Consider the following 25,994-nt stretch of genomic DNA (forward strand, 5'->3'; position numbering starts at 1 on the left):
CCCCCTTCGTCATGCCGAAGGGGGGAACGTCACCGGTCTCAGGCGGGCTGGTTGGCCTTGATGAAGGTGACGGCGTCGCCGACGGTCTTGAGGTTCTTGACCTGCTCGTCGGGGATCTTGGCGCCGAACTTCTCCTCGGCGGTGACGGCGATCGTCATCATCGACAGCGAGTCGACGTCGAGGTCATCGGTGAAGGTCTTGTCGGCGGTCACCTCGGACGCGTCGACACCGGTCTCCTCGGACACGATCTCGGCGAGGCCGTCGAGGATCTCCTGGTCGCTGAATGCCATGGAATTGCTCCTTGTTGTGCGGTGGGTGGTCCGAGAACCCGTCGGACCGACGGGAAACTAGGGAAGGGTCACGACCTGCGCGGCCCAGGTCAGGCCCGCGCCGAAGCCGATCTGCAGGGCCAGTCCGCCGGGCACGACCTCGCCCTCACGGAGCATGCGCTCCATGGCGAGCGGGACGGATGCCGCGGAGGTGTTGGCGGTGGTGACGATGTCGCGGGCGACGGGCAGGTCCTTGGGCAGCTTGAGCGCCTTGACCATCTGGTCGATGATCCGCACATTGGCCTGGTGGGGGACGAAGGCCGCGAGGTCCTCGGCCGTGACGCCTGCGGCGTCGAGCGCCCGCTGGGCCTCCTTGGCCATCGACCAGACGGCCCACCGGAAGACGCTGGGACCCTCCATGACGATCGCCGGCCATGGCATGGCGCGGTCGGCCTCGAGGGTCATCCAGGACTCGCGCTGGGCGATCAGGTGCTTCTGCTCGCCGTCGCTGCCCCAGACCGTCGGGCCGATGCCCGGGGTGTCGCTGCGCGAGACGATCGCGGCACCGGCGCCGTCACCGAAGATGAAGGCCGAGCCACGGTCCGTCGGGTCGGTGAAGTCGAGCATCTTCTCGACACCGACGACGAGCACGTGCTCGGCGGTGCCGACCCGGACCATGTCGTTGGCCACGGAGATGCCGTGGCAGTAGCCGGCGCAGGCGGCGGAGAGGTCGAATGCCGGTGCACGAGAGCCCAACCGCGCCGCGAGCTCAGGGGCTGCGGCAGGCGTCTGGTAGGGGTGGGACACCGTCGCGACGATGACTGCGTCCACCTGCTCACCGGTGATCCCCGCGTACTCGAGCGCGCCGCGCGAGGCGTGCTCGGCCATGTCGACGACGCTCTCGTCGGGGGCTGCCTTGTGCCGCGAGGCGATGCCGGACCGCTCACGGATCCACTCGTCGGAGGAGTCGATCGCCTCGACGATCTCGCTGTTGGGCACGACGCGCTCGGGGCGGTAGCCGCCGATGCCGGTCAGCCGGGCGTGGTGCAGGACGTCGGGGACGCCGAGGGTGCTCATGACAGACCTTCCTGGGGGTGCATGCGCAGCAGCGGCTGGCCGGGGGAGACCGGGTCGCCGTCCTCGACGAGCCACTCGACGACCGTGCCGGCGTGGCCGGAGCGCACCTCGAGCGAGTCGCGAAGGGAGGACACGTGGGCGACGACGTCGCCGGCGGCGACCTCGGTCCCCGGCTGCACGGCGGAGACCTGGACCATGCCCTTGACCGGAGAGGTCACCAGGCGCCAGGTGGGCTGGGATGCCTGACGGCTGGAGCCGTGCTCACGGACCATGCGGTGCGCGGCCTCGAGGTCGTCGGGGGTCTTGAGCGCGAGCACCTCGACACCCTTGAGACCACGCTTGACCAGACCGGTCAGGGCCCCGGCCGGCGGGATCTCGATGATGCCGGTGACGCCGAGGTCCTTGAGCGTCTCCATGCACAGGTCCCAGCGCACCGGGTTGCTCACCTGGTTGACGATGCGTCGCAGGACCTCGGGCCCGGAGTGCACCACGCTCCCGTCGACGTTGGAGACGATCGGGACGCGGGCGTCGTGGGTCGAGACGGCGCGTGACAGCCGGGCGAGGTCGGCGACCGCAGGCTGCATGTGCTCGGTGTGGAAGGCGCCGGCGACCTTGAGCGGCATGACCCGCGTCTTGGCGGGCGGGTTGTCGGCGAGGGCGGCGAGCTGCTCGAGCGTGCCTGCGGCGACCACCTGGCCGGCGCCGTTGACGTTGGCGGCCGTCAGACCCTGCGACTCGATGCTCGCGAGGACCTCCTGCGGGTCACCGCCGAGGACCGCGCTCATGCCGGTCGCGGTGACCGTGGCGGCACTGGCCATGGACCGGCCGCGCTCGCGGACGAGGACCATGGCCTGCTCGGCGCTGATGACACCGGCTGCGCTGGCCGCGGTGATCTCACCGACGCTGTGCCCGGCGCCGGCCCCGACGACGCGGAACCCGTCGGCCGGGTGCTGGAAGAGCGCGAGGAGCGAGAGCAGCCCTGCGGCGACGATGAGCGGCTGCGCCACCGCGGTGTCCTTGATGGTCTCCTCGTCGGAGGTCGTGCCGTGCGCGGCCAGGTCGATCCCGGCGACGGTCGAGAGCCAGTGGAGTCGGTCTGCCACACCGGGCAGCTCGAGCCATGGAGAGAGAAAACCGGGCGTCTGGGACCCCTGACCGGGGCAGGTGATGGCGAGCACGACTCAAGAGTCCCGCGACAACGAGGGTGGGGGCGACGTCGACTCCACCAGAGATTCACCCGAGGCTCTTGGAGGGATCCTCCAAGATGGCCCCCAGAGCCAGCGCGATCCGCACGGTGAAGGCCTCGTGCGGGTCGGTGAGGTCGTAGCCGATGACATCGCTGATCCTGCCGAGCCGGTAGCGCACGGTGTTGACGTGGACGATGAGCTCTCGCGCCGTCGCCTCGAGGCCGGGGGACTCCAAGTGGGTGCGGGCGGTCTCGAGCAGGCTCGGGTGGTCCTCGAGGGCGAGCTGGACCTGCTCGACCAGGGTGACCCGGGCCAGGTCGTCGCCCGCGATGGCCCGCTCGGCGAGCAGGTCGTCGGCCGCCACCGGGTGTGGCCGGCCGGGCCACCCGGGTGCAGCGACGTGCCCGGCCACGGCGGCGTGCGCGGAGAGGGCGCCGTCGGCCAGATCGTGGACGAGCGGACCGTGCACGAGGTCGCCCTCGGCGAAGCACTGGGCGAAGGCGCGGGCCATGGCGGGCGGGTCCTCCACGCCACCGACGACCGCGACGAGGCGGGCACCTTGGACGCCGGCGATGACCGGCCGGCCCAGGCGCCTCGCGGTCGAGTGCACCTGGCCGACGGCCGTCGACGGGTCGCCCCCGTCGTCACCGGATACTGGCGAGCTCCCCACCAGCACAACGACATCGGTGACCTCACCCCACCCCAGGGCGGCGGCCCTGGACCGGATCGACTCGTCGACCTCACCACGCATGACGGCATCGATGACGAGCGACTCCAGGCGGGCGTCCCACGCGCCCCGCTGCTCGGCGGCGTTGGCATAGACCTGGGCCGCGCCGAAGGCGACCTCCTGGGAGTAGCGCAGGACGGCGATGCGCAGGTCGGTGTCGTCACCGGGGCGGGCGAGCTCCTCGACGCGCTCGTCGACCACGTCGACGACGGAGCGGGCCAGCTCCAGGGTCTGGGCCAGGCTGATGGTGCGGGTCAGCTCGCTCGGGGCGGCGCCGAAGGTCGTGCGGGTGTCGGCGGGGGCGACCCCGTCGAGCCACTCGATGAAGTTGGCGATGCCGGCCTGAGCGACCAGCGCCACCCAGGACCGCTCCTCTGCACCGAGACGGGCGTACCAGTCGTGCGTGGCCTCGAGTCGCTGGGTCGCTGCCCGCGCGAGGTCGCCGCCAGAACGGCGGACCTGCCGACGGGTCGTGAGGGAGACGAGGCCACGGCGCGACATGACCCGAGTCTATGTCTGACCCGCACAAGGCGTGACCGGGTCGAGTCCTGCCCACCACGCTCCGCGAGACGCCCTGCCCACGGACGGGAGCGGACGAAGGGAGGGGGTCGGCCCCCATCAGGCAACCCGCGCGTACAGGTCCTGCCCACCACGGTCCGCGAGGCGCCGTGCCCACGGACGGGAGCAGACGAAGGGAGGGGGTCGGCCCCCATCAAACCGAAGTCGGATACGACGACCCGCGCGTGCAGGACGACGAAGGACTTCGGCGGGGGCCGACCCCCTCCCTTCGGGAGCGATCGAACCGCGGCGGTTCGGCTCAGTCGGTGCCGAACTCCATGGCGGCGCGGTCGAGCGCGTCGTCCTGGTCGTCGACGTTCTTGGCCGCCGGGTTGGAGGCGATCAGGTCGCCGCCGCCGGCCTCGAGCTCGCCCATGATCTCGAGGTAGCCACCGCTCAGCTGGTCCTGCGCGGCGTAGACCTCGAGCTTGCTGCGGCTGTCGGCGATGTCGAGGTTGCGCATCGTGAGCTGACCGATGCGGTCGACGGGACCGAAGGCGGCGTTGTCGGTGCGCTCCATCGACAGCTTGTCCGGGTGGTAGCTGAAGTGCTCGCCGACCGTGTCGAGGATCGTCCAGTCCTCGCCGCGACGCAGGCGCACGGTGACCTCACCGGTGACGACGGAGGCCACCCAGCGCTGCAGCGACTCGCGCAGCATGAGCGCCTGCGGGTCGAACCAGCGGCCCTCGTAGAGCAGCCGGCCGAGGCGGCGACCCTCTGCGTGGTAGGCGGCGATCGTGTCCTCGTTGTGGATCGCGTTGAGCAGGCGCTCGTAGGTCATGTGCAGCAGGGCCATGGCCGGGGCCTCGTAGATGCCGCGGGACTTGGCCTCGATGATGCGGTTCTCGATCTGGTCGGACATGCCCAGTCCGTGGCGCCCACCGATGGTGTTGGCGGCCATGACCAGGGCCACGGCGTCACTGCCGAAGTCGTCGCCGTTGATCGCGACGGGGCGACCGCGCTCGAAGCGCACGGTGACGTCCTCGGGCTCGATGGCGACCTCGGGGTCCCAGAAGCGCACGCCCATGATCGGCTGGACGATCTCGAGGGACTCGTCGAGGTGCTCGAGGGTCTTGGCCTCGTGCGTGGCACCCCAGATGTTGGCGTCGGTGGAGTAGGCCTTCTCCGCGCTGTCGCGGTAGGGCAGGTCGCGCTCGGTGAGCCACTCGGACATCTCCTGGCGGCCGCCGAGCTCGGTGACGAAGTCGGCGTCGAGCCACGGCTTGTAGATGCGCAGGCCCGGGTTGGCCATCAGGCCGTAGCGGTAGAAGCGCTCGATGTCGTTGCCCTTGAAGGTCGAGCCGTCGCCCCAGATGGAGACGCCGTCCTCCTTCATGGCCCGCACGAGCAGGGTGCCGGTGACGGCGCGCCCGAGCGGAGTGGTGTTGAAGTAGGTGCGGCCTCCGCTGCGGATGTGGAAGGCGCCGCACGCGATGGCCGACAGGCCCTCCTCGACGAGCGGGCCCTTGCAGTCCACGAGGCGGGAGAGCTCGGCGCCGTACTGGCCGGCACGACCGGGGATCGACTCGATGTCGTCCTCGTCGTACTGGCCGAGGTCAGCGGTGTACGTGCACGGCACCGCTCCCTTCTCGCGCATCCACGCGACAGCCACCGAGGTGTCGAGACCGCCGGAGAAGGCGATGCCGACACGTTCACCTGAAGGAAGAGAAGTCAGTACCTTGGACACGAGGGCCAGCCTAGGTCCTCGCGCGTCGGGGAGCTGCCCCGGTCCGTCACACGGGGCGAAGGGGGCCCTCCCGTGCGTTCATCGAGTGCTCACCCCGACGTCACTGCACCGTCGGACGACGGGGTGCCTGACGGACCTAGCGTCGCCGACATGCACCCCACCGAGATCGCCACCGGTGTCCTGGCCGCCGTCTCCCTCGTCCTGCCAGCAGCCACGGCCACGGCCGCTCCCACCGCCCCGTCGCAGAGCACCACCCAGTCGGTCTCGGGCAACCCCGGGTACCGCGAGAAGGACATGAGCGACCCGCTCGTGCTTGCCCACCGCGGCGCGTCCGGCTACCGCCCCGAGCACACCCTCGCCGCCTACGACCTCGCCGTCGAGCAGGGCGCCGACTACATCGAGCCCGACCTGGTCATGACCAAGGACGGAGTGCTCGTCGACCGCCACGAACCCGAGATCGGTGGCACCACCGACGTCGCCGACCGTCCCGAGTTCGCCGACCGCAGGACGACCAAGCAGGTCGATGGTGCGTCCGTGACCGGTTGGTTCGTCGACGACTTCACCCTCGCCGAGCTGAAGACGCTGCGCACCAAGGAGCGTCTGGGTGACCTGCGGCCCGGGTCGAGCACCTACGACGGTCAGTTCCAGGTGCCGACCTTCGAGGAGGTGCTCGCCCAGCGCGAGGCGCTCTCCCGCTCCACCGGTCGCGTCATCGGGATCATCCCGGAGATCAAGCACTCGACCTACCTGCACGCCGAGGGCTTCGACCCCGAGGCCGAGGTCACCCGGCTCGTCAAGGCCTACCACCTCGACCACCGCAAGGCCCCGATCTGGGTCCAGTCCTTCGAGCTGACCGCACTGAAGTCCCTGCGCGAGCACGGGTACCGGGGCAAGAGCACCTTCCTCACGACGGTCAAGGGCGGCCCCTACGACCTGCGCGAGCAGGGCACGACCTACGCCGAGCTCACGACCGCCGCGTCCATGCAGGAGCTGTCCCAGTGGATCGACGGCTTCGGCCCGGAGAAGAACGCGGTCATCGCCCGCAACGCGGACGGCACCCTGGGTGAGCCGACGAGCTTCGTCGACGACGCGCACGCCGCCGGGCTCAAGGTCACCCCGTGGACCTTCCGCGCGGAGAACACCTTCCTCCCGACCGACTACCGCACCGGCTCCGACCCCGCGACCCATGGGCGGATGGCCGACGAGGTCACGCGCTTCTTCGAGGTCGGCGTCGACGGGGTCTTCTGCGACCAGCCCGACATCTGCGTCGGGGCACGCGAGGACTTCCTCGACGCCAGCTGAGAGGACCTCCCCTTCGGCGTGAACCTGTGGTTAGGTATGCCTAACCACAGGTTCACGCCGAAGGAGAGTCATGTGAAGGACTGGGCAGAGCTGGCCAGGACGGTCGTCGCCGGCGCGAGTGCGATCGACATCGGGATCCTCGGGCGCCGAGCGCCCGTGGCGCGGCATGCGACCGATGCCGCGGGGGCGATCCTCTTCGCGCTCGAGGAGGTGGCGCCCGAGTGTGCCCACCTCGTCCGACCCGGCCAGCGCGGACCGCTCGTCGACGCCGGCGCCAGCGACGTGTCGTCGGTGCCGCACCGTGGGCGGGTGCGCGGCCGGGTCGAGCTGACCGGCAGGGCGCAGGTCATGACGGAGCCCGTGTGCGAGGAGCTGCTCGAGCACCTCGGGCTCACCGAGGGGCAGCCGGTCGCGCGGCTCGTCCCGGACACGATCACGCTCGAGTGGTCCGTGGAGTGCCGGGCCACCCGGCCGGCACTGGTGGACGTCGCCGCCTGCGACTACGTCGCGGCCGAGGTCGATCCGCTCGCGGGCTGGCAGGACGGGTGGATCACCCACCTCGACGGGAGCCACCGGGAGGACCTGCGGCGGCTCGTCGAGCGTGAGGTGCAGCCGGTCGCCACGGTGCGACCGGTCCTGGCCGACGCCGACGGACTCGTCCTGCGCGAGTACGTCGGGACCTGTCGTCGCGACATCCGGGTCGAGTGGTCTCGTCCGGTCGGCTGCGGCTGCGAGGCGCAGGCCGCGCTGAGGAGCCTGCTCTCGGTCACCGCCCGGGGCTGAGCCTCAGCAGGTGACGCAGGCCCGCGGCGCGGCTCGACCGACGCTCAGACCGGGGTGAGCGGAGTGTGCGGCTGCGGTGGCAGCTCGACCTCGATGGCGTCCCCGGGGCGCACCGTGCCGCTCCGCTCGACGACGGCCATGACGCCGGCGCGGCGCACGATGCCGACCCCGTCGACGCTCTGGACGCCACCCGTCGGGCCCAGCTCGACGTCGGAGTCGGATGCGACGCCATCGACCCGGCGGACGACGACCTTGAGCAGACCCCGCGAGTGCTCGTCGATCTGCCGGCACGGGTTGCGCAGACCGGTCAGGCGCACGCTTGCCCCACCCAGGTGCAGCCGCGTCCCCTCGGGGAGGGCGAGCAGGTCAACTCCCGACGTGAGGATGTTCTCGCCGAGCGACCCAGGACCGATGTCGTGCCCGGCGTCGCGGGCCTCGTCCAGCAGCGCGCCCTGGATCAGGTGCACCTGCCGCAGGTTGGGCTGGTTGGGGTCACGCCGCACGCGTGAGCGGTGCTGCACCAGGGTCCCGGCGTGGGCGTCACCGCGCACCCCGAGGTCCTCGACGAGGTCGATGGCCTCGCACGACTGCTTGCTGAAGCGGTGCAGCTGGTCCCGACTCACCGACATGACGAAGGGGGTGTCCACGCCCGTGATCCTGCCACGGTCGCGGACACCCCCTTCGTGGGGCGGCCTGCGTCAGGCGTCGCCGCCGGCGTTGCCGGAGGTCCCGGCACTGATGTCGAGCAGGCGGTACTTGTCGGCCGCCTTGCCGGGCACGTCCTCGGCGACCCAGCCGCGCTCGGCGAGCATCTGCAGGGCCCGCACGGCCATCGACGGGCCGTCGACGTGGAAGTAGCGCCGGGCTGCTGCACGCGTGTCGGAGAAGCCGAAGCCGTCGGTGCCGAGCGCCGAGAACTCCTCCGGGATCCACGGGCGGATCTGGTCCTGGACCTGCTTCATGTAGTCCGAGACCGCGACGACCGGGCCGACCGCGCCCTCGAGGGCCTGGGTGATGTACGGCGTGCGCCGCTCGGCCTCGGGGTGGAGGAAGCGCTGCTCGTCGCAGGCCATCGCCTCGCGGCGCAGCTCGCTCCAGCTGGTCACCGACCAGACGTCGGCGACGACGCCCCAGTCGTCCTTGAGCAGCTGCTGCGCCTCGAGCGCCCACGGCATGCCGACGCCGCTGGCGAGCAGCTGGCACCGGGGCGGGGTGTCACCCAGACCGGAGTCGTCACCCGCGGAGTAGCGGTACATGCCCTTGAGCAGGCCGGCGACGTCCAGGCCCTCGGGCTGGGCCGGCTGCACGAGCGGCTCGTTGTAGAGGGTCAGGTAGTAGATGACATTGCGGCTCGAGTCGCCCTTGGGTGTGTCGCCGCCGTACATCGTCTCCAGCCCCTGGCGCATGATGTGCGCGATCTCGAAGCCGTAGGCCGGGTCCCAGGCCACGACGGCGGGGTTGGTCGCCGCGAGCAGGGGCGAGTGGCCGTCGGCGTGCTGCAGGCCCTCACCGGTCAGCGTGGTGCGACCGGCGGTGGCGCCGAGCATGAAGCCGCGTGCCATCTGATCGCCCGCGGCCCAGATGCTGTCGCCCGTGCGCTGGAAGCCGAACATCGAGTAGAAGATGTACATCGGGATCATCGGCTCGCCGTGCGTGGCATAGCTCGTCGCGGCGGCGGTGAAGGCCGCCACGGAACCGGCCTCGTTGATGCCGGTGTGGATGATCTGGCCCTGCTCCGACTCGCGGTAGGCGAGCATGAGGTCGGCGTCGACCGAGGTGTAGTTCTGGCCGTGCGGGTTGTAGATCTTCTTCGTCGGGAAGAAGGCGTCGAGCCCGAAGGTGCGCGCCTCGTCGGGGATGATCGGCACGACCCGGTCGCCGAAGTCCTTCTCCCGCATGAGGTCCTTGAGCAGCCGGACCCACGCCATCGTCGTGGCGATCTCCTGCTTGCCCGAGCCCTTGGCCATCTGGGCGTACTTGTCGTCGCCGGGCAGCGTGGGGGTCGTGTACTCGACGCGGCGCTGGGGCAGGCCGCCGCCGAGCTTGCCGCGACGCTCCTTGAGGTACTGGATCGCCTCGTCGTCCTCGCCGGGGTGGTAGTACGGCGGCAGGTACGGGTCCTTCTCCAGCTGCTCGTCGGAGATCGGGATCTTCAGCCCGTCGCGCAGGCCCTTGAGGTCCTCGAGGGTCAGCTTCTTCATCTGGTGGGTCGCGTTGCGCCCGGCGAAGTGCGACCCCAGGCCGTAGCCCTTGATCGTCTTGGCGAGGATGACGGTCGGCTGGCCGGTGTGCTCGGTCGCCTCGCGGTAGGCGGCGTAGACCTTGTTGTAGTCGTGGCCACCACGCTTGAGCTTCCACCACACGTCCTCGTCGGACCAGTCCTCGACGAGCTTGCGGGTGCGCGGGTCGCGGTTGAAGAAGTTCTCGCGGACATACGCGCCGTCGTTGGCGCGGAAGGTCTGGTAGTCGCCGTCGGGCGTCTGGTTCATCAGGTTGACCAGCGCGCCATCGCGGTCGGACGCCAGCAGCGGGTCCCAGCCGCGGCCCCAGACGACCTTGATGACATTCCACCCGGCCCCGCGGAAGAAGGCCTCGAGCTCCTGGATGATCTTGCCGTTGCCACGGACCGGCCCGTCGAGGCGCTGCAGGTTGCAGTTGACGACGAAGGTGAGGTTGTCCAGCTCCTCGAAGGCCGCGGTCTGGAGCAGACCGCGGCTCTCGGGCTCGTCCATCTCGCCGTCACCGAGGAAGGCCCACACGTGCTGCTGCGAGGTGTCCTTGATGCCGCGGTTGTGCAGGTACTTGTTGAACTGCGCCTGGTAGATCGCGTTCATCGGGCCGATCCCCATCGAGACGGTGGGGAACTCCCAGAAGTCGGGCATCAACCGAGGGTGCGGGTAGGAGGGCATCCCGATCTCGCCGCCGCTCGCGAGCCGGTTGGCCTCCTGACGGAACCCGTCCATCTGGTCCTCGCTCAGGCGTCCCTCGAGGAAGGCGCGGGCGTACATGCCGGGGGAGGCGTGCCCCTGGAAGAAGATCTGGTCGCCACCGCCGGGGTGGTCCTTGCCCCGCCAGAAGTGGTTGAAGCCGACCTCGTAGAGGGTCGCCGCGGAGGCGTAGGAGGAGATGTGGCCGCCGACGCCCACGCCGGGGCGCTGGGCGCGGTGGACCTGGATCGCGGCATTCCAGCGGATCCAGGCGCGGTAGCGGCGCTCGACCTCCTGGTCGCCGGGGTACCACGGCTCGTTGGTCGGCTTGATCGTGTTGACGTAGTCGGTCGTCGTCAACGACGGGACCCCCACGTTCTTCATCCGGGCTCGCTCCAGCAGCCGCAGCATCACGTAGCGGGCGCGATCGAGCCCGGAGTCGTCGATGAGGGCATCGATGGAGTCCAACCATTCGGCCGTCTCCTCCGCATCGATGTCCGGCAGGTGGGTGGGGATGCCGTTGAGGATGGGTCCGTCGCTGAGGTAATCCGCTGAGCCGGGCACGTCGTCGTCCTTTCAAGACCGGTCCGTCAGAGGTGACGACGGACACAGCCACTATCTCGTGCCCGTGGCAATCGTCACAAACCGGGGTCGGCCTCCGAGACGCGTGCGGGGTGGCTGTAGGCGGTCGCGCGGCCCTCGCGGACGAATCCCAGGAGGGTCAGGCCGCTGCGCTCGGCGACCTCCACGGCGAGCGACGTCGCGGCCGAGACGCAGGCCAGCACCGGCACCCCCGCGACCGCGGCCTTCTGCGCGATCTCGAAGCCGGCCCGGGAGGAGACGAGCAGGGCATGCCCGCGCAGGGGCAGCCGGCCCTCGCGGGTCGCCCACCCGATGACCTTGTCGACGGCGTTGTGCCGACCGATGTCCTCGCGCACGACGAGCACCTCGCCCCGGGCGTCCAGCAGGGCAGCAGCGTGCACACCCCCTGTCGCGTCGAAGACCTTCTGCCGCAGGCGCATCGCTGCCATGCCGGCCTGGATCGCGTCGAGCCCGAAGCGGGCGTCATCGGTCGAGGGTGACTGGGGGAGAGCGGCCAGCAGGTCGTCGACCGAGGTCGACCCGCAGACCCCGCAGGCGCTCGTCGCGACCTCGGTCCGCTCGCTGATCGGCCGCCGGAGCGAGACACCCGCGGCCAGGGTCACCTCGACGACGTTGAAGGTCGGTGACCCGTCCGGCCCGACGTCGGTGCAGTGCATCATCGTGGCGATGTCGTCACCGTCGCCGATGAGGCCCTCGGCCACGAGGTGGCCGAGGGTGAGGTCGAAGTCGTCGCCGGGCAGGCGCATGGTCGTCGTCACGGTCGTCGACGGCGGACGAAGGGGGTTGCTCCCGGCCGGTATCCCGCTGGCGGGCAGGGCGGCGACCCGGATCTCGAGTGGTTCCTCGACCGCGACGGACTCGATCCGCGACCCAGAGACGTCCCCGACCCGCTGCGCCTTCAGCCGCTGCGTCATCCGTCCCATCACTGCACCTCCGGTCGATCGGCCACGATGCCACCCTACGGACCGCGTCTGGTGTGATGGTGCCGTGGACGAGCAGCCGGCAGGACCCCCTTCGACCCCGCCCCCTCCGGGCCCGTCCGTGCTGCCCCTGCGGGGTGACCACGGGGCCGACTGGCACCCCGTCTCGCCCAAGCTCGCCGGGGTGCGACGGGTCAGTGCGACCGCGGCACTGCTCCCGGCGGCGCTCGCCCTCGCCTTCACCTCCGTCTACCTCTGGTGGTGGCTGGCCATCGGCGCCGGTGCGGTGGTCCTCGTGTGGGCCTGGCTGATGTGGGTGCTCGGGGTGCAGGTGCGGGCGATCAGCTGGGCGGAGCTGCCCGAGGAGCTGGCGATCCGCAAGGGGCGCATGTGGCGCCGGCTCGTGACGATCCCCTACGGCCGCATCCAGTACGTCGACCTCAGCTCCGGCCCCTACAAGCGCCAGGCGGGTCTGGCCGACATCACCGTCAACACCGCCTCGCCCGCGAGCAGCGGCGACATCCCCGGGCTGCCGGTCGAGGTGGCCGAGGAGCTGCGGGTGCGCCTCGCGGCCCGTGGCGAGGCGCAGCGGGCGGGCCTGTGACCGACGAGGGCTTCGTCCGGGTCCACCCGCTCTCGCCCTTCGTCCGGGGCGGGCTGATCGTCCTGGGTGTCCTCGGCTACCTCGTCAGCCAGCAGATCGACACGATCACCGCAGCGATCGCGGGGATCGACGACGGAGGCGGCGAAGGGGGTGGACGCTGGGTCCTCGTCCAGGTCGGCGTCCTCGTCGTGGTCGTCCTCGGGGCGGTCGTGCTGGGTCTCGCCTCGTGGTGGTTCACCCGCTACCGGCTCGGCGAGGACAGCATCGAGATGCACACGGGTGCGCTCTTCCGCCAGCACCGCCAGGTGCGCTATGACCGCATCCAGGCCGTCGACGTCGTCCGGCCACTCCTGGCCCGTCTCACCGGCCTGGCGGAGGTGCGGGTGGAGTCGGCCGGGGGCGGCGACTCGCACCTGTCGATCGCCTACCTGCCGCTTGCCGAGGCCGAGGCCGTGAGAGCGCGCCTGCTCGGGCTCGCGGAGCGCGGCGCCGCGGCCTCGGGCCCGCCGGCACCCGTCGATGGCGACGGGCCCACGGCTTCGGCGCTGCCAGGAGCGCCGCAGGCCCCGGCACCGCAGGCCCCGGCGACGCAGCACCTGCTGAGCGTGCCGCCCGCGCGGGTGGTCGCCTCCGTCCTGCTGAGCGGTGAGGCGATCGTCGTCGTCGTGGTGGCGGCGGTCGCGGTCGTCCTGGGCGTCGCCGGGCTCGGACCTGCCGTCGGTGGCATGGTCCCGCTGCTGGTGGTGAGCGGCGGACGCGCTCTGATGCGCCTGACCCGGTGGTGGGGCCTCACCGTCGGGCTGCGGGGCTCGACCCTGACGAGCCAACGGGGCCTGACCGACACGCGCACCTCATCGGTGCCGTTGCACCGCGTGCAGGCAGTCGCGATCACGCAGCCCTGGCTGTGGCGACGGCAGGGTTGGTGGTCGCTGGAGGTCAACGTCGCCGGCGCCGAGATCGGCTCGGCCTCCGAGGGTGCGTCGGACAGCGACCTCGTGCCCGTCGCGACGACCGCCGAGGTCATGCGGCTGCTCGCGGTCCTCACCGGGGACCCGACGACGACCGCAGCGGCCGCGTCGCTCATGGGTGGCACCCCGCAGGACTTCGTGGGGCAACCGTCCCGGGCGCGCCGGCTGCACCCCTTCGCCCACCGCCGCATCGGCTACCTCGCGGGGGAGCGGGCGGTCATGACCCGCGGTGGGTGGCTCGACCACACGATCCAGGTCGTCCCGTGGGGACGGATCCAGTCGATGACCCTCACCCAGGGTCCGCTGTCTCGACGGATGGACCTGGCGAGCGTGCACTTCGTGAGCACCGTCGGGCCGGTGAGCCCGCACGTCAGCCACCTCGACCGGGCCGCTGCAGAGCGCCTGAGGAGCCGCACCGAGACCCTCGCGAGCCGCTCGCGACGCGGCGAGCCGGAGGGCTCTGCTTGCTTCCCGCGCCCGGACACGGTGGACTGTGACCGATGAATGAGCACAGAGCAGGAGAAGGGACCACGGTCGTGATGGGGCAGTCGTCGGCACAGGGAGAGGATCTCGCCCGGGATGCCGTGTCCAAGCTGGGCTTCGCCAAGGAGCAGATCGTCCAGGAGTACGGCTGGGACGACGACGCCGATGAGGCCTTGCGCACGGCCATCGAGGAGGTCGTGGGCGACCCCATCGAGGACGAGGAGTACACCGGCGTCGTCGACGCGGTGATCCTGTGGTGGCGCGACGGCGACGGTGACCTCACCGACGCCCTCGTCGACACCCTGGGCACGCTCGCCGAGGGCTCCTCGATCGTGCTGCTCACGCCCCGTCCGGGCCAGCAGGACGAGGTCGACCCGAGCGAGGTCGACGAGGCTGCCACCACCGCCGGGCTTCACACCTCGGGCAATGTCATGTGCTCCGAGTACTGGGTGGCGACCCGGCTCGCCGCCCGCAAGGGCGTCGCCTGATCGTCGCCGGTCGGCTCACTGGCAGACTGCCGGGATGACCCAGCAGCCTCTGTCGGTCGGGGACACCGCGCCCGGCTTCACCCTGCGCGACCAGAACGGCCGCGACGTCTCGCTGAGCGAGTACCAGCGCGAGCGGGCCGTGCTGCTGGTCTTCTACCCCTTCGCCTTCTCCGGCATCTGCACCGGTGAGCTGGGGGAGATCCGCGACGACCTGGGCCGCTTCGAGTCCGAGGCGGTCACGACCGTCGCCATCTCCTGCGACCCGATGTTCAGCCTGCGGGCCTGGGCCGACCAGCAGGGCTACTTCTTCCCGCTGCTGTCGGACTTCTGGCCGCACGGGCAGGTCGCGAGCGACTACGGCGTGCTCGACGAGACCGCCGGCAAGGCCGAGCGCGGGACCTTCCTCGTGGGCCGTGACGGTCGCATCGCGTGGTCGCTCGTCAACCCCGCGGGTCAGGCGCGAGACTTCACCGGCTACCACGACGCGCTCGCCCGACTCGTCCACACCTGAGGACCCGCCGGGGCAGGTAGCCTGCGTCGTCATGAGCGACGACATCCTCGAGGTTGACCTGCTGGCCTTCGAGTCCGGGGACGGTGAGCGAGCACGGGCCGTCGTCGACGGTCTGATGACCTCGCTGGACACGGGCTTCGTCTACGTCAGCCACGACCTGTCCGAGGACCTCATCGACAGCGCCTACGACATGCTCGAGGAGTTCTTCGCGGCCGAGCGCGCGGTCAAGGAGCAGTTCGTCGCTCCCGGCACCCACGGGCAGACCGGCTACACGGGTCTCCTCGTCGAGACCGCCGCCACGGCCGACGTGGCGGACTGGAAGGAGATGCTCAACTGGGGTGGCGCCGTCCCGGCGGGGCACCCCCTTCGCACGCGCTACCCGCACCGCTACCACGACCCGGTGCTCCCCGAGTCGGCCGTGCCGGGCATCACCGAGACGCTGACGACCTTCCACACGGCGGTGGCCGACCTGCAGCGCCGGGTCCTGCGGATCATCGCCACCGGCGTCGGTGCGCACCCGGACTACTTCGAGAAGATGCTCGTCGACGGGCCGACGCTCTCCCGCGCGATCCACTACCCGGCGATGCAGTCCGCGCCCGACGCGCCGCACGTGTGGGCGGCCGAGCACGCCGACATCAACCTCATCACCGCCCTGCCCCGGGCCACCGCGGCCGGGTTGCAGGTCCGCCTGAAGGACAGCGGCGAGTGGATCGACGCGGTCGCCCCGGAGGGCGGGGCGATCATCAACACCGGTCTCATGCTCGAGGTGGTCACCAACGGCATCATCACGCCCGGCATCCACCGGGTCGTCGCCGCTCCCGGCCAGGAGGGTGATCGCTACTCGGTGGTCCAGTTCGCCCACCCCACGCCGTGGACGGTCCTCAGCCCCCTCGTGCCCACCGTCACCGAGCAGACGCCCCAGCTCTTCTCGCCGATCAGCGCAGCCGACGCCCTCGACCTGGTGCTCTACGAGATCAACCTGATCGAGGACGCACGCCGGGTCTGACGCCGCGGCACCGAGCACCGGCCGCGGGCTGACACAATGACCGCGGTGCCGTGCGCGCCGGGGCCTGTAGCTCAGTTGGTAGAGCACCGCGTTTACACCGCGGGTGTCGTCGGTTCGAGACCGGCCGGGCCCACATGACTTCCATCCCGCTCCGGGACGTGCTGAGCGTCCTGGACGACTTCTTCCCGCAGGGGTCGGCCCAGTCCTGGGACCGCGTCGGGCTCGTCTCCGGTGACCCCGAGCAGCCGATCCGTCGCATCCACGCGGCCGTCGACCCGACCCTCGCGGTCATCCATGAGGCCCGTGACGCCGGCGCCGACCTGATCATCACGCACCACCCCCTGCTGCTGCGCGGCGTGCACTCGGTCGCCACCACCAGCGCGAAGGGAGCGGCCGTCACCTCCCTCGTCGTCGGCGACGTCGCGCTCTACGTCGCCCACACCAACGCCGATGTCGCCGAGCCCGGGGTCAACACGGCGCTCGCCGCCGCCTGCGGGCTGACCTCGACCGAGCCGCTCACGATCGAGGAGGGCCGCCCGATGGGGCGCGTCGGTGACCTCGACGAGCCGGTCTCCCTGGCGGACTTCGCTGCGCGGCTGGCGCAGGCACTCCCTTCGGCCCCGGCGGGGATCCGCGTGGCCGGACCGCTCGACGGCGTCGTGCGACGGGTCGCCCTCCTGGGCGGGGCCGGCGACGGTCTCATCGGCGCTGCCGCCGCCGCTGGCGCCGACGTCTACGTCACGTCGGACCTGCGCCACCACCCGGCCCTCGAGGCCCGCGAGGAGGCCGCGACGACCGGGGGCACCCCCTTCCTCGTCGATGCCGGTCACTGGGCCACCGAGTCGCTGTGGCTGGGAGAGATGCTCCAGCGCCTCGGGGAGTCGCTCGAGGCCGCCGGACACGACGTGGTTGGCTTGGAGACCCACGTGAGCACCATCTGCACCGACCCGTGGAGCTTCACCGTCGGCGCACGACCCGACCTAGGAGACCCGCAGTGAAGGCAGACCCCTTCGTCCAGGCACGACTCCTCGACCTGCAGGCGCTGGACACCCGCCTCCAGCAGATCGACCACGCGCGCACCCGGGTGCCGCAGATCGCTGCCGTGCAGGAGGCCGGGAGCCGCCTGCAGCAGGTGAGCGACGACGTCGTCCGCGTCGAGACGGGGCTGTCCGACATCCGCCGCGAGGTCGATCGCGCCGAGGCCGACGTGCAGCAGGTGCGCGACCGCACCGCCCGCAACACCTCGCGGCTCGAGTCCGGCCAGGGGAGCGCCAAGGACCTGCAGGCGCTGCAGCACGAGCTGGAGTCGCTGGCACGCCGGCAGGCCGAGCTCGAGGACGTCGAGATCGAGGTGATGGAGCGTCAGGAGAGCGTCGAGACGCGGCTGGGCGAGCTCACCTCGCAGCGCGCCGAGGTGCAGGCAGAGGTCGACCGGCTGACCGCCGAGCGCGACGCCGCCGTCGCCGAGCTCGATGCCGAGCGCATCGAGGTGGCCCGCCCCCGTGACGAGATCGCCGCCAGCATCGACGACGCCCTCCTGGCGCTGTACGAGCGGATCCGCGAGCACTCCGGCGGCCTGGCCGCCGCCGAGCTCAAGCACGGTCGGTGCGGCGGCTGCCGGCTCGAGCTCAACCCGACCGACCTCGCCGCCATCGACAAGACGGCGAGCAACGAGGTCGTCCGCTGCGAGGAGTGCTCCCGCATCCTCGTGCGCACCCACTCCGACGACTGATGCCGCCCCGGCCGCCCGCACCTCACGCGAGGCCGGATGGCCGGCCCGTCTCGTCGTCACCACCTGGACCCGAGGGGGCCTGACATCACCAACGTGCCTGACTGGCTCATCGCCACCGGTCTCATCGGGGCGGTCCTCTTCGGGCTGCTGTCGGCCTTCTTCCCGCCCCTCAACGCCGAGATCTATGCCCTGGCCGCGCCCGTGATCTTCCCCGACGCGTGGGTCCTGCACGTGTGCGCGATGACCGCGGGCCTCGTCGTCGGCAAGATGTCGCACTTCGTCATCGCGGACAAGGGCGCCGAGGCCTACAGCCGCCGACGCGAGGCCAAGGAGGCACGCGAGGCGGCCGAGCCACGACATCCCTCCGGGCCGATCCGAGGGCGCCTGACCCGGTGGAGCAAGGCGATGATCGACGTGCTCGACCGACCCCGCCTCGGGCCCTTGGTCATGCTCGGTTCATCGGCGGTCGGCTTCCCACCGCTGGCCGTGGTCACGGTCGCTGCGGGCATCAAGCGGGTCAACATGGTCCTCTTCTTCGTCGTGACGACGGTGGGGTGCCTCGGCAGGTTCATCGTGACGGCGTGGCTGGTCGCCCGCGGCATGTCCCTCGGCCAATGACCCCGGCACGTCTCGCGACGTGACCCGTGGTCTGGCCGCCTCCGAGCAGAAATTAACCTGACCCCATGAGCCAGCACGCAGACCTCACCCCCCAGCAGGCCTGGGACCTCCTCGAGCGCGACCCTGACGCCGTCCTCGTCGACGTGCGCACCCAGGCCGAGTGGTCCTTCGTCGGCCTGCCCGACGTGACTGCGCTCGGCAAGCAGGTCGTTCCCATCGAGTGGACGACCTTCCCCGACGGCGCGCCCAACCAGCGCTTCCTCGAGCAGCTGATGGCAGCGCTGCCGTCCCAGGATGCACCCGTGCTCTTCCTCTGCCGCTCGGGGGCCCGCTCCGCGGCCGCGACCGCAACTGCGGCAGCTGCCGGCTACACGGGCGCGACCAATGTCTCCGAGGGCTTCGAGGGTGACCTCGACGAGCACGGCCACCGCGAGGCCAACGGCTGGAAGCAGGCCGGTCTCCCGTGGCGGCAGGGATGAGCGGGACCCCCTTCGGTCCCGGCAACCCGCGTCCCCACCTGGACCCCGACGGACTGTCCGCCCAGACCCTGGCCGTCCGCGGGGGGCAGGCACGCTCGACCTTCGACGAGACTTCCGAGGGCCTGTACCTGACCTCCGGGTTCGTCTACGGCAGCGCCGAAGAGGCCGAGGCGGCCTTCACCGACGGCGTCGACAAGTTCGTCTACTCCCGCTACGGCAACCCGACCGTGGCGATGTTCGAGGAGCGGCTGCGCCTCCTCGAGGGCGCCGAGGCCGCCTATGCCACCGCCTCCGGCATGTCCGCGGTCTTCACCGCCCTCGCGGCACTCCTGGCGAAGGGGGATCGGGTCGTCTCCTCGCGTGGTCTCTTCGGCAGCTGCTTCGTGGTCCTCGACGAGATCCTGCCGCGCTGGGGCGTGGAGACCGTCTTCGTCGACGGGCCCGACCTCGACCAGTGGCGCGAGGCACTGTCCGAGCCCACGACGGCCGTCTTCTTCGAGACGCCGAGCAACCCGATGCAGGAGCTCGTCGACATCGCCGCAGTCAGCGAGCTGGCGCACGCGGCGGGCGCGCAGGTCGTCGTCGACAACGTCTTCGGCACCCCGGTGTTCTCCCGGCCCCTCGACCACGGCGCCGACATCGTCGTCTACTCGGCGACCAAGCACATCGACGGGCAGGGGCGGGTGCTCGGCGGCGCCATCCTCGGCCCGCAGGAGTACATCGACGGCCCGGTCAAGAACCTCATCCGGCACACCGGCCCGTCCCTCTCTCCCTTCAACGCCTGGGTGCTGCTCAAGGGGCTGGAGACGATGGACCTGCGGGTGCGCCGCATGGCCGAGTCGTCGCTGACCATCGCGCGGGTCCTGCAGGAGCACCCCAATGTCTCGCGGGTCATCCACCCGTGGCTGCCCGAGCACCCGCAGCACGAGCTGGCGCAGCGACAGATGACCGGTGGCGGCACCGTGGTCACCTTCGACGTCGTCGGGGGCAAGGCGCAGGCCTTCGCGCTGATGAACTCCCTGCGCATCGTGGACATCTCCAACAACCTGGGGGACTCCAAGTCGCTCATCACGCACCCCGCGACCACGACACACCGACGCATGGGCGAGGAGGCGCGCGCGGCCATCGGGATCACCGACACCACGCTGCGCATCTCGGTCGGCCTCGAGGCAGCCGAGGACCTGGTGGCTGACCTGCTGCACGCGTTGGGCTAGACCCGCGTGAACCTCAGCGCGCCGTGGCGTCCAGGACCCACGGGGCGCCCGCCTTGGTCGGAGCCGTGAGAGCGACCTCGAAGGCGGGTTCGAGCACGCGGGCGAGGGCGGCCGGCGTCCTGGGCTCGCGGTCGACGCCGAGCAGGTGCCGCGTGACCAGACCGCGCGTGTGCTTGGCCATGTGGGTGGCGCCGGGGACCCGGATCTGGACCCATCGGCGGGCCACGTCGCCCGAGGGGGTCCAGGCGGCGGTGTAGGTGCTCGAGCGGCAGTCGACGACGAGGCCGTCGCCGGCGGCCTCGGTGAGCTCCGCGTCGAGGGCCTCTCGCCAGTGGCTGGCGAGGGGCCCGACCCCGGGAAGGTTGACGGCCATCGACAGGCGGTAGGGAGGGATCCGGTCGCTGGGCCGGACTGCGCCGAAGAGGGCGGACACGACGACGATCCATCGATTGGCCCGTCGACGCTGGCCCGGTGTGAGGTCCCCGAGGTCGAGGGCGTCGTAGAGCACGCCGGAGTAGACATCGGCGGCCGGGGGAGCGGGAGCGGTCGTCAGGCGGGTGTTGCGGGCGACCTCCTCGACGAGGTTGGGACTGACCCCGAGGACCGCGTGGGCGTCCTCGCGGGCACTCACCGCGGCGACGGCCGCGATCGCGGCCTCACGCTGCGGACGCAGGGCGGCGAAGGACAGCGTGTCCAGGTCGAGCGACCTGCCGCGCAGGCGACCGGTCTTGGACTCTGAGGGCGGGAGCAGCACGAGCACCCCCCGGACGATACGTCAGCCCTTTAAGGTGGCGAGCATGGCTTCGCAGCGCACCGTCACCCTCCGCTCCACCGACCCCGCCGCGGGAGAGGTGGTGGCCGCCGCGGGTCTCAAGCCCCGCTTCGACGCCATCCGCGCCGAGCAGGAGGTCCCGGCCGAGTTCCCCGACGACGTCCTCGCGGAGGCCGACACGGTTGCGACGCAGCCCCTCTCGCGACCGGAGCGTGACGAGAGCGAGCTCCCCTTCCTCACCATCGACCCGCCCGGGTCGATGGACCTCGACCAGGCCATGCACCTGAGTCGCGACGGTGACGGGTACCGGGTCCGCTACGCGATCGCCCACCTGGAGTCCTTCGTCGCGCCCGGAGGCGCCATCGATGCGGAGGCGCGGCGACGTGGCCAGACGATCTACGCGCCCGACGAGCGGACCCCCCTTCATCCGCCGACGCTCAGCGAGGGGGCTGCCAGTCTGCTGCCCGATCAGGTCCGCCCCGCCTACCTGTGGGACATCCGGCTCGATGCGCGGGGCGAGCACACGGCCGCCGAGGTCTACCCGGCGCTCGTGCGCAGCGTCGACCGCCTCGAGTACACGGCCGTGCAGGAGGCCGTGGACGCCGGTACCGACGACGAGCGGCTCGTGCTGCTCAAGGAGATCGGGGAGAAGCGGATCGCCCTCGAGCAGGAGCGCGGGGGCGCCTCCCTCCCGATGCCCGACCAGGAGGTCGAGGAGGTCGACGGCGGGTTCCGGCTGCACCTGCGACCGCTCGTGCCCGCCGAGGACTGGAACGCGCAGATCTCCCTGCTCACCGGGATGGTCGCTGGCGGGATGATGCTGGAGGCCAGGGTCGGGATCCTGCGCACCATGCCCGACCCCGAGAGGTCGGCCGTCGACCAGCTGCGGCGCATCGCCCGCGCCCTCGGCGTCGAGTGGGCGGAGGGCACCGACCACGGGACCTTCCTGCGTTCGCTCGACGGGACCGATCCCAAGCACCTGGCCCTCATCCACGAGTCGACGGTGCTCTTCCGCGGGGCCGGGTACACGGCCTTCGACGGCTCGGTGCCCGAGGTCGTCGAGCAGTCGGCCATCGGGGCGCCCTATGCGCACGTCACCGCGCCGCTGCGCCGGCTCGTCGACCGCTTCGGGCTGGCCCTGTGCGTCGCGGTGAGCGCGGGCGAGGAGGTGCCGCAGTGGGTCCGCGAGGCCCTGCCCGTGCTGCCCGACCTGATGGAGGCGTCGGACCGCACGGCCGGTGCGGTGGAGCGCGCGACGACCGACGCGGTCGAGGCGGCCACGCTGGCCGACCGCGTGGGCCAGGAGTTCCCCGCGGTCGTCGTGGACGCGCCCGATGGCAAGGACGACGGGGACGACCTCGAGATCCAGCTGGTCGACCCGCCCGTCATGGCCAAGGCGAAGGGAGCGGCCAACCTCGGCGCCGAGGTCACCGTGCGCCTCACCGACGTCGACCTGGCGCAGGGCAAGGTCACCTTCGAGGTGGTCTGATTCTTCGGGCGCGCGACGGGTGGGTTAGAGTCTCCAGCAGCGAAAGGGAGTAGTCCCCAACAGGTGTGTCGACATACTGAGCCGCGACCCTCGGGTCCCGGCTCCGGCACATCGGGCCAGCAGTGCTGGCGGACGAGACTTTCGATCGGTTTGTGTTCCCACATTCCCGGTCGAGGCTCGTCACCATGACTCCTCGTCCGGGTGGACGAGGAGTTTTTTTTCATGTTCTCCGCACTGGTGCTCAGCACCGTGGTCATCTTCGTCGCCGAGCTCGGCGACAAGAGCCAGCTCATGGCGATGACCTTCGCCACCCGGTACCGGGCGCGCGACGTGATCATCGGCATCACGGTCGCGACCGCCGTCGTGCACCTGGCGTCGGTCGGGATCGGGTACTTCATCGGGGCGAGCTTCGAGAAGTACCAGGGTCCCATCGCCATCGTGGCCGGTCTCGCCTTCCTGGCCTTCGGCGCCTGGACGCTGCGCGGCGACGAGCTGACCGACGAGGAGGCCCAGAAGGCGCGCAAGGCCAAGGGCTCCGCGCTGCTGGCAGTGGGTCTGGCCTTCTTCCTCGCCGAGCTCGGTGACAAGACGATGCTGGCCACCATCACCCTGGCGGTCCGTGAGGACTGGCTCGGCACCTGGATCGGCTCCACCATCGGCATGGTGGCTGCCGACGCACTGGCCATCGCGGTCGGCGCGGTCCTCGGACGCAAGCTCCCGGAGAAGGTCATCAAGTACGGCGCCGCCGCGGCCTTCGTGATCTTCGGTCTGGTCCTCATCGCCGAGGGCCTGGGCTGGTTGGGCTGAGCCTCCCGTAGGGCAGTGCGCGGCTCCCGTACACTGTTCCACGGATGAGTCGGCCGGACGGCTGCGTCACCGCCTCGGCGGTGTCGAGGAAAGTCCGGGCTCCACAGGGCGTGGTGGTGGCCAACAGCCACCCGGGGCGACCCGCGGGACAGTGCCACAGAAAGCAGACCGCCTCGACCGCTTGCGGGCGAGGTCAGGGTGAAACGGTGGTGTAAGAGACCACCAGCGATCCGGGTGACCGGATCGGCTCGGTAAACCCCACCAGGAGCAAGTCCAGACAGTGCGCGTCCGAGGGCTGCCCGCCCGAGTGCACGGGTAGGACGCTGGAGGTCGTCGGCAACGGCGACCCGAGATGGATGGCCGTCTCGCCGGTACCGGTAACGGTGCCGGATGACAGAACCCGGCTTACAGGCCGACTCATCCAACCATCCTTGATTTACCGGCGGTTCTGGCCGCTCCCAGCGGGTCGAGTCCTCACAGAGTCCTCACCACGAACGAGGAGCTCGTCGACCGCTTCCCGGGTCCGCTCGTCGGCGTCACGCCACGAGTGGCTGTAGGTCGAGAGAGTTTCCTCAGCGCTCTTGTGCCCCACCCGCGCCTGCACCGTGACCGCCGACTCGCCGTGCGCGATGACATGCGCCTGCGCAACCGACACGACACCTGGGCACCGCTGAACCCGCAGGCCAACGCGCTGGCCTTCACTTGACACCGTGAGACGTGCCTGCACTGGCCTCGCTTCGTCCTGGACGACACAGCCGTGACTCTCGAGCGTTCGAGGCCCTGGCAGGCCCAGCCGCCCACCTTGTCGGCCAGCTCATGCCGTGGCTCACGAAGGGGCGCAGCGATGAGAAGCCCTGTGTCAAGCCGCCTGGTTTTGGGTGGCTCGTCGGTTGGTCAGGACGCGTTGGAGCGCGTGGTGCTTGTCGGGGTCGTAGGCAGCGTTGTCTTGCCAGCAGTGCCAGATGACGTAGAGCCAGGCGCGGGCGAGGATGCGCACGGCGTGGGCGTGATCGTGTCCGCGGGCTCGGGACCGGTCGTAGAGGTCGGCGGCCCAGAGGTTGGCGTGTCGGCTGCCGCCGGCGAAGTCGGTGACGGCGTCGCGCAGTTGCTTGTCGCAGGCCCAGCGGAAGCCGACGACGCGCATCTTGCCGGATTGTCGGGTCGAGGGCGCGACGCCGGCCAGGCAGGCCAGGGATTCGGGGGTGGGGTACTTGGCGCGGCAGTCGCCGATCTCGGCCAGCAGCCGGGCGGCGCGTACGCGTCCGGAGCGGGGCAGGCTGGTGAAGATGTGCCCGTCGGCGTGGGCGTCGAGCTGGTCGCCGATCTGGCGGCCCAGGATCTTGATCTGCTCGACCAGGGTCGTCAGCAGCGCGATCATCGCGTGGGTGCTGCCGGCCTCGGCGGTGGCCGCCGGGCCGGTCAGGCCCCTGGGTGCCTGGGTCAGGTGGGCGTGGAGCACGGCAGGGTCGGTGCGGCCGCTGTAGCCGACCGAGGCCAGCCACTTGCCCAGCCGGGCGGGAGAGAGCCAGTCGGCGCGCTCTTGGGTATCGAAGCGGGCGATGAAGGCCAGGCTGATCTCGGAGTCGAGGTCGGCGAACAGGCCCACCGCGCCGGGGAAGACGATGCTCAGGTGGGCGCGCAGCTGGTTGGCGGCGGCGACCCGGTGGGCCACGAGGTCCTTGCGGGTGCGGCAGGCGCGGCGCAGCGCCGTGGTGGCCTGGGTGTCCGGCTCCAGTCGGCGCAGCCGGGCCCGGTCGGTGCGCAGGGTGTCGGCGAGCACGAACGCGTCGAAGCGGTCGTCCTTGTTGCCGGCCGAGCCGTACCGGCCGCGCAGGTTCTTGACCTGGTTGGGGCTGATCACCACCACCGTCAGTTCGGCCTCGAGGAGGACGTCGATGATCGGCCCGTCGGGTCGTTCGATGGCGACCTCATCGACGCCGTGCTTGGCCAGGAAGATGACCAGGTCGCGCAGGCCGGTCGTGGTGTGTTCGACCATGACGCGCGCTATTTCGCGGCCGCGGCCGTCGACGATGCACGCGGCGTGGTCATCCACGGCCCAATCGATGCCGGCCGTGACGTCGTTGAGTGGGGTTTCGGGCAGGGTGGTGCTGGTGGCAGACTGCATGTCAGCCTCCTCGCTGCTAGTCCCAGTGGGGAGGCACCCTCATGTGGTGCCGCTGGTGCCGGGACGCAGCTGCCGGTTCGCTCACTGATCGGCGCTCGGAGGCGCTCAGCCCTGTCGACGGTCTGCACGTCCCGGGTAACCACCAGACCTCGCAGATCTCATCGTGGACATCCAACGCATCGAGCGAGCTGGGCGATGGCCTGGTGGCACCTCGGGTGCATCAACGCCCTATCGGAGAACGCTGATACAAGGAAGGTAGACCAGTGAGCGCCGAACCGATCGAGGCGCCGATCGCCAAGACGCCGGCCCAGCTCGTCGGCGCGAAGCGTGGCCGGCTCGTGAAGAAGCTTGGGCTGCCAACCCGTCCGAAGAACGTCGAGAGCAGCGACGACACCGCGGATGGACGAGTCCGTGTTCGGCAAGGCCCCCGAGGCCGACGGCCTCCCCTCGTGTACGACGGCCTGACGCAAGGCGCTACTGCGGTTGCTGTCCCGTGGCCGAGGCCTGCCGCGCCGACGGTCGCCGCTCGCACCTCAGCGGGCTGGCCGGCGGCGAAGGGAGTCACCCGACGCGGTGGTGGCCCCTGGAGGGCCCGCGGAACCCTCGAGGCCAGCGCTGGCAGCCGGGCCGCAAGAGTCGGGCCCGCCAGCCGCGGCGA

At 71.0% G+C, this 25,994-nt stretch carries 24 protein-coding genes, 1 tRNA gene and 1 other RNA gene; 16 read left to right on the plus strand and 10 right to left on the minus strand.

The features are described 5' to 3' along the window. Window positions 1-38: 38 nt before the first annotated feature. The 5 genes from EXU32_RS05065 to argG all read right to left on the minus strand — a co-directional run bounded on the left by EXU32_RS05065 (window position 39) and on the right by argG (window position 5,505). Window positions 39-290 carry an acyl carrier protein gene (locus EXU32_RS05065; protein WP_130628923.1) on the minus strand — a complete coding sequence of 84 codons (252 nt, stop codon included), beginning with the start codon at window positions 288-290 and terminating at the stop codon, window positions 39-41. A 57-nt stretch (window positions 291-347) separates the two neighbouring features. Then, window positions 348-1,346, minus strand: coding sequence for a beta-ketoacyl-ACP synthase III (locus EXU32_RS05070; RefSeq protein ID WP_130628924.1), 999 nt, complete (start codon window positions 1,344-1,346; stop codon window positions 348-350). Beyond that, window positions 1,343-2,449 carry an acyltransferase domain-containing protein gene (locus EXU32_RS05075; protein WP_278044457.1) on the minus strand — a complete coding sequence of 369 codons (1,107 nt, stop codon included), beginning with the start codon at window positions 2,447-2,449 and terminating at the stop codon, window positions 1,343-1,345. The genes EXU32_RS05070 and EXU32_RS05075 overlap by 4 nt, the downstream gene beginning before the upstream one ends. Window positions 2,450-2,579: 130 nt before the next feature. After that, window positions 2,580-3,761, minus strand: coding sequence for a PucR family transcriptional regulator (locus EXU32_RS05080; protein WP_130628926.1), 1,182 nt, complete (start codon window positions 3,759-3,761; stop codon window positions 2,580-2,582). A gap of 316 nt (window positions 3,762-4,077) precedes the next feature. Beyond that, the gene (argG, locus tag EXU32_RS05085; RefSeq protein ID WP_130628927.1) at window positions 4,078-5,505 is read right to left on the minus strand and encodes an argininosuccinate synthase; all 1,428 of its coding nucleotides are present in this window, start codon (window positions 5,503-5,505) and stop codon (window positions 4,078-4,080) included. Window positions 5,506-5,655: 150 nt separating this feature from the next. On the opposite strand from argG, the gene EXU32_RS05090 reads away from it, so the two are divergent. Next, window positions 5,656-6,807 (plus strand): glycerophosphodiester phosphodiesterase, encoded by a 1,152-nt coding sequence (locus EXU32_RS05090; protein WP_242612889.1) that lies wholly within the window; start codon window positions 5,656-5,658, stop codon window positions 6,805-6,807. A 72-nt stretch (window positions 6,808-6,879) separates the two neighbouring features. Next, complete coding sequence (locus EXU32_RS05095; RefSeq protein WP_130628928.1) at window positions 6,880-7,590, plus strand: hypothetical protein; 711 nt, start codon at window positions 6,880-6,882, stop codon at window positions 7,588-7,590. Window positions 7,591-7,634: 44 nt separating this feature from the next. Here EXU32_RS05095 and EXU32_RS05100 read toward each other — a convergent pair whose 3' ends face one another. The 3 genes from EXU32_RS05100 to fdhD form a co-directional block, all read right to left on the minus strand. Then, complete coding sequence (locus EXU32_RS05100) at window positions 7,635-8,237, minus strand: MOSC domain-containing protein (RefSeq protein ID WP_242612890.1); 603 nt, start codon at window positions 8,235-8,237, stop codon at window positions 7,635-7,637. A 51-nt stretch (window positions 8,238-8,288) separates the two neighbouring features. Then, entirely contained in the window at window positions 8,289-11,081 is a 2,793-nt protein-coding gene (aceE, locus tag EXU32_RS05105) for a pyruvate dehydrogenase (acetyl-transferring), homodimeric type (RefSeq protein WP_130628929.1), read from the minus strand. A 74-nt stretch (window positions 11,082-11,155) separates the two neighbouring features. Beyond that, window positions 11,156-12,043, minus strand: coding sequence for a formate dehydrogenase accessory sulfurtransferase FdhD (fdhD, locus tag EXU32_RS05110; RefSeq protein ID WP_130628930.1), 888 nt, complete (start codon window positions 12,041-12,043; stop codon window positions 11,156-11,158). Between the two features lie 64 nt (window positions 12,044-12,107). Between fdhD and EXU32_RS05115 the strand changes: the two genes are divergently transcribed. The 11 genes from EXU32_RS05115 (at window position 12,108) to EXU32_RS05165 (ending at window position 20,143) form a co-directional block, all read left to right on the plus strand. Then, window positions 12,108-12,644, plus strand: a complete 537-nt coding sequence (locus tag EXU32_RS05115) for a PH domain-containing protein (protein ID WP_130628931.1) — start codon at window positions 12,108-12,110, stop codon at window positions 12,642-12,644. Next, window positions 12,641-14,116: a PH domain-containing protein gene (locus tag EXU32_RS05120; protein WP_130628932.1), complete on the plus strand. Its 1,476-nt coding sequence runs from the start codon at window positions 12,641-12,643 to the stop codon at window positions 14,114-14,116. The genes EXU32_RS05115 and EXU32_RS05120 overlap by 4 nt, the downstream gene beginning before the upstream one ends. After that, window positions 14,113-14,583, plus strand: a complete 471-nt coding sequence (locus EXU32_RS05125) for a DUF3052 domain-containing protein (protein WP_242612891.1) — start codon at window positions 14,113-14,115, stop codon at window positions 14,581-14,583. Before EXU32_RS05120 ends, EXU32_RS05125 begins: the two co-directional genes overlap by 4 nt. Before the next feature lie 34 nt (window positions 14,584-14,617). Then, window positions 14,618-15,094, plus strand: a complete 477-nt coding sequence (locus EXU32_RS05130; protein WP_130628933.1) for a peroxiredoxin — start codon at window positions 14,618-14,620, stop codon at window positions 15,092-15,094. Window positions 15,095-15,125: 31 nt separating this feature from the next. Then, complete coding sequence (locus EXU32_RS05135; RefSeq protein ID WP_130628934.1) at window positions 15,126-16,100, plus strand: isopenicillin N synthase family dioxygenase; 975 nt, start codon at window positions 15,126-15,128, stop codon at window positions 16,098-16,100. Window positions 16,101-16,160: 60 nt separating this feature from the next. Further along, window positions 16,161-16,233 (plus strand) — tRNA-Val (locus EXU32_RS05140). A gap of 1 nt (window position 16,234) precedes the next feature. Next, the gene (locus EXU32_RS05145) at window positions 16,235-17,098 is read left to right on the plus strand and encodes a Nif3-like dinuclear metal center hexameric protein (RefSeq protein ID WP_130628935.1); all 864 of its coding nucleotides are present in this window, start codon (window positions 16,235-16,237) and stop codon (window positions 17,096-17,098) included. Beyond that, window positions 17,095-17,832, plus strand: coding sequence for a zinc ribbon domain-containing protein (locus tag EXU32_RS05150; RefSeq protein WP_130628936.1), 738 nt, complete (start codon window positions 17,095-17,097; stop codon window positions 17,830-17,832). Before EXU32_RS05145 ends, EXU32_RS05150 begins: the two co-directional genes overlap by 4 nt. 93 nt (window positions 17,833-17,925) lie before the next feature. Continuing rightward, window positions 17,926-18,450, plus strand: a complete 525-nt coding sequence (locus tag EXU32_RS05155; protein WP_130628937.1) for a hypothetical protein — start codon at window positions 17,926-17,928, stop codon at window positions 18,448-18,450. Between the two features lie 65 nt (window positions 18,451-18,515). Then, the gene (locus EXU32_RS05160; protein ID WP_130628938.1) at window positions 18,516-18,929 is read left to right on the plus strand and encodes a rhodanese-like domain-containing protein; all 414 of its coding nucleotides are present in this window, start codon (window positions 18,516-18,518) and stop codon (window positions 18,927-18,929) included. After that, window positions 18,926-20,143 (plus strand): O-succinylhomoserine sulfhydrylase, encoded by a 1,218-nt coding sequence (locus EXU32_RS05165; RefSeq protein WP_130628939.1) that lies wholly within the window; start codon window positions 18,926-18,928, stop codon window positions 20,141-20,143. Before EXU32_RS05160 ends, EXU32_RS05165 begins: the two co-directional genes overlap by 4 nt. Window positions 20,144-20,156: 13 nt before the next feature. Here the strand turns inward: EXU32_RS05165 and EXU32_RS05170 are convergent, their stop codons facing one another. Continuing rightward, entirely contained in the window at window positions 20,157-20,903 is a 747-nt protein-coding gene (locus tag EXU32_RS05170) for a YaaA family protein (protein ID WP_130628940.1), read from the minus strand. A gap of 37 nt (window positions 20,904-20,940) precedes the next feature. On the opposite strand from EXU32_RS05170, the gene EXU32_RS05175 reads away from it, so the two are divergent. The 3 genes from EXU32_RS05175 (at window position 20,941) to rnpB (ending at window position 23,635) form a co-directional block, all read left to right on the plus strand. Beyond that, window positions 20,941-22,404 (plus strand): RNB domain-containing ribonuclease, encoded by a 1,464-nt coding sequence (locus tag EXU32_RS05175; protein WP_165399582.1) that lies wholly within the window; start codon window positions 20,941-20,943, stop codon window positions 22,402-22,404. A gap of 222 nt (window positions 22,405-22,626) precedes the next feature. After that, a complete protein-coding gene (locus EXU32_RS05180) occupies window positions 22,627-23,211 on the plus strand; it encodes a TMEM165/GDT1 family protein (protein WP_130628942.1) in 585 nt (194 codons plus the stop codon). 45 nt (window positions 23,212-23,256) lie between these two features. Then, window positions 23,257-23,635: RNase P RNA component class A (gene rnpB / locus EXU32_RS05185), an RNA gene on the plus strand. Window positions 23,636-24,070: 435 nt separating this feature from the next. Here rnpB and EXU32_RS05190 read toward each other — a convergent pair. Then, window positions 24,071-25,336 (minus strand): IS110 family transposase, encoded by a 1,266-nt coding sequence (locus EXU32_RS05190; protein WP_130628060.1) that lies wholly within the window; start codon window positions 25,334-25,336, stop codon window positions 24,071-24,073. Between the last annotated feature and the right edge of the window lie 658 nt (window positions 25,337-25,994).

Origin of the sequence: Janibacter limosus (assembly GCF_004295485.1) — a bacterium.
GTDB lineage: Bacteria > Actinomycetota > Actinomycetes > Actinomycetales > Dermatophilaceae > Janibacter > Janibacter limosus_A.

Excerpts from the sequence above, each read along its gene's own strand:
- EXU32_RS05165 (WP_130628939.1), top strand. The coding sequence starts at position 18,926 with ATGAGCGGGACCCCCTTCGGTCCCGGCAACCCGCGTCCCCACCTGGAC.
- EXU32_RS05065 (WP_130628923.1), bottom strand. The coding sequence starts at position 290 with ATGGCATTCAGCGACCAGGAGATCCTCGACGGCCTCGCCGAGATCGTG.
- EXU32_RS05080 (WP_130628926.1), bottom strand. The coding sequence starts at position 3,761 with ATGTCGCGCCGTGGCCTCGTCTCCCTCACGACCCGTCGGCAGGTCCGC.
- EXU32_RS05180 (WP_130628942.1), top strand. The coding sequence starts at position 22,627 with ATGTTCTCCGCACTGGTGCTCAGCACCGTGGTCATCTTCGTCGCCGAG.
- EXU32_RS05160 (WP_130628938.1), top strand. The coding sequence starts at position 18,516 with ATGAGCCAGCACGCAGACCTCACCCCCCAGCAGGCCTGGGACCTCCTC.
- fdhD (WP_130628930.1), bottom strand. The coding sequence starts at position 12,043 with ATGGGACGGATGACGCAGCGGCTGAAGGCGCAGCGGGTCGGGGACGTC.
- EXU32_RS05070 (WP_130628924.1), bottom strand. The coding sequence starts at position 1,346 with ATGAGCACCCTCGGCGTCCCCGACGTCCTGCACCACGCCCGGCTGACC.
- EXU32_RS05175 (WP_165399582.1), top strand. The coding sequence starts at position 20,941 with ATGGCTTCGCAGCGCACCGTCACCCTCCGCTCCACCGACCCCGCCGCG.
- EXU32_RS05145 (WP_130628935.1), top strand. The coding sequence starts at position 16,235 with ATGACTTCCATCCCGCTCCGGGACGTGCTGAGCGTCCTGGACGACTTC.
- EXU32_RS05190 (WP_130628060.1), bottom strand. The coding sequence starts at position 25,336 with ATGCAGTCTGCCACCAGCACCACCCTGCCCGAAACCCCACTCAACGAC.
- EXU32_RS05135 (WP_130628934.1), top strand. The coding sequence starts at position 15,126 with ATGAGCGACGACATCCTCGAGGTTGACCTGCTGGCCTTCGAGTCCGGG.
- EXU32_RS05130 (WP_130628933.1), top strand. The coding sequence starts at position 14,618 with ATGACCCAGCAGCCTCTGTCGGTCGGGGACACCGCGCCCGGCTTCACC.
- EXU32_RS05090 (WP_242612889.1), top strand. The coding sequence starts at position 5,656 with ATGCACCCCACCGAGATCGCCACCGGTGTCCTGGCCGCCGTCTCCCTC.
- EXU32_RS05125 (WP_242612891.1), top strand. The coding sequence starts at position 14,113 with ATGAATGAGCACAGAGCAGGAGAAGGGACCACGGTCGTGATGGGGCAG.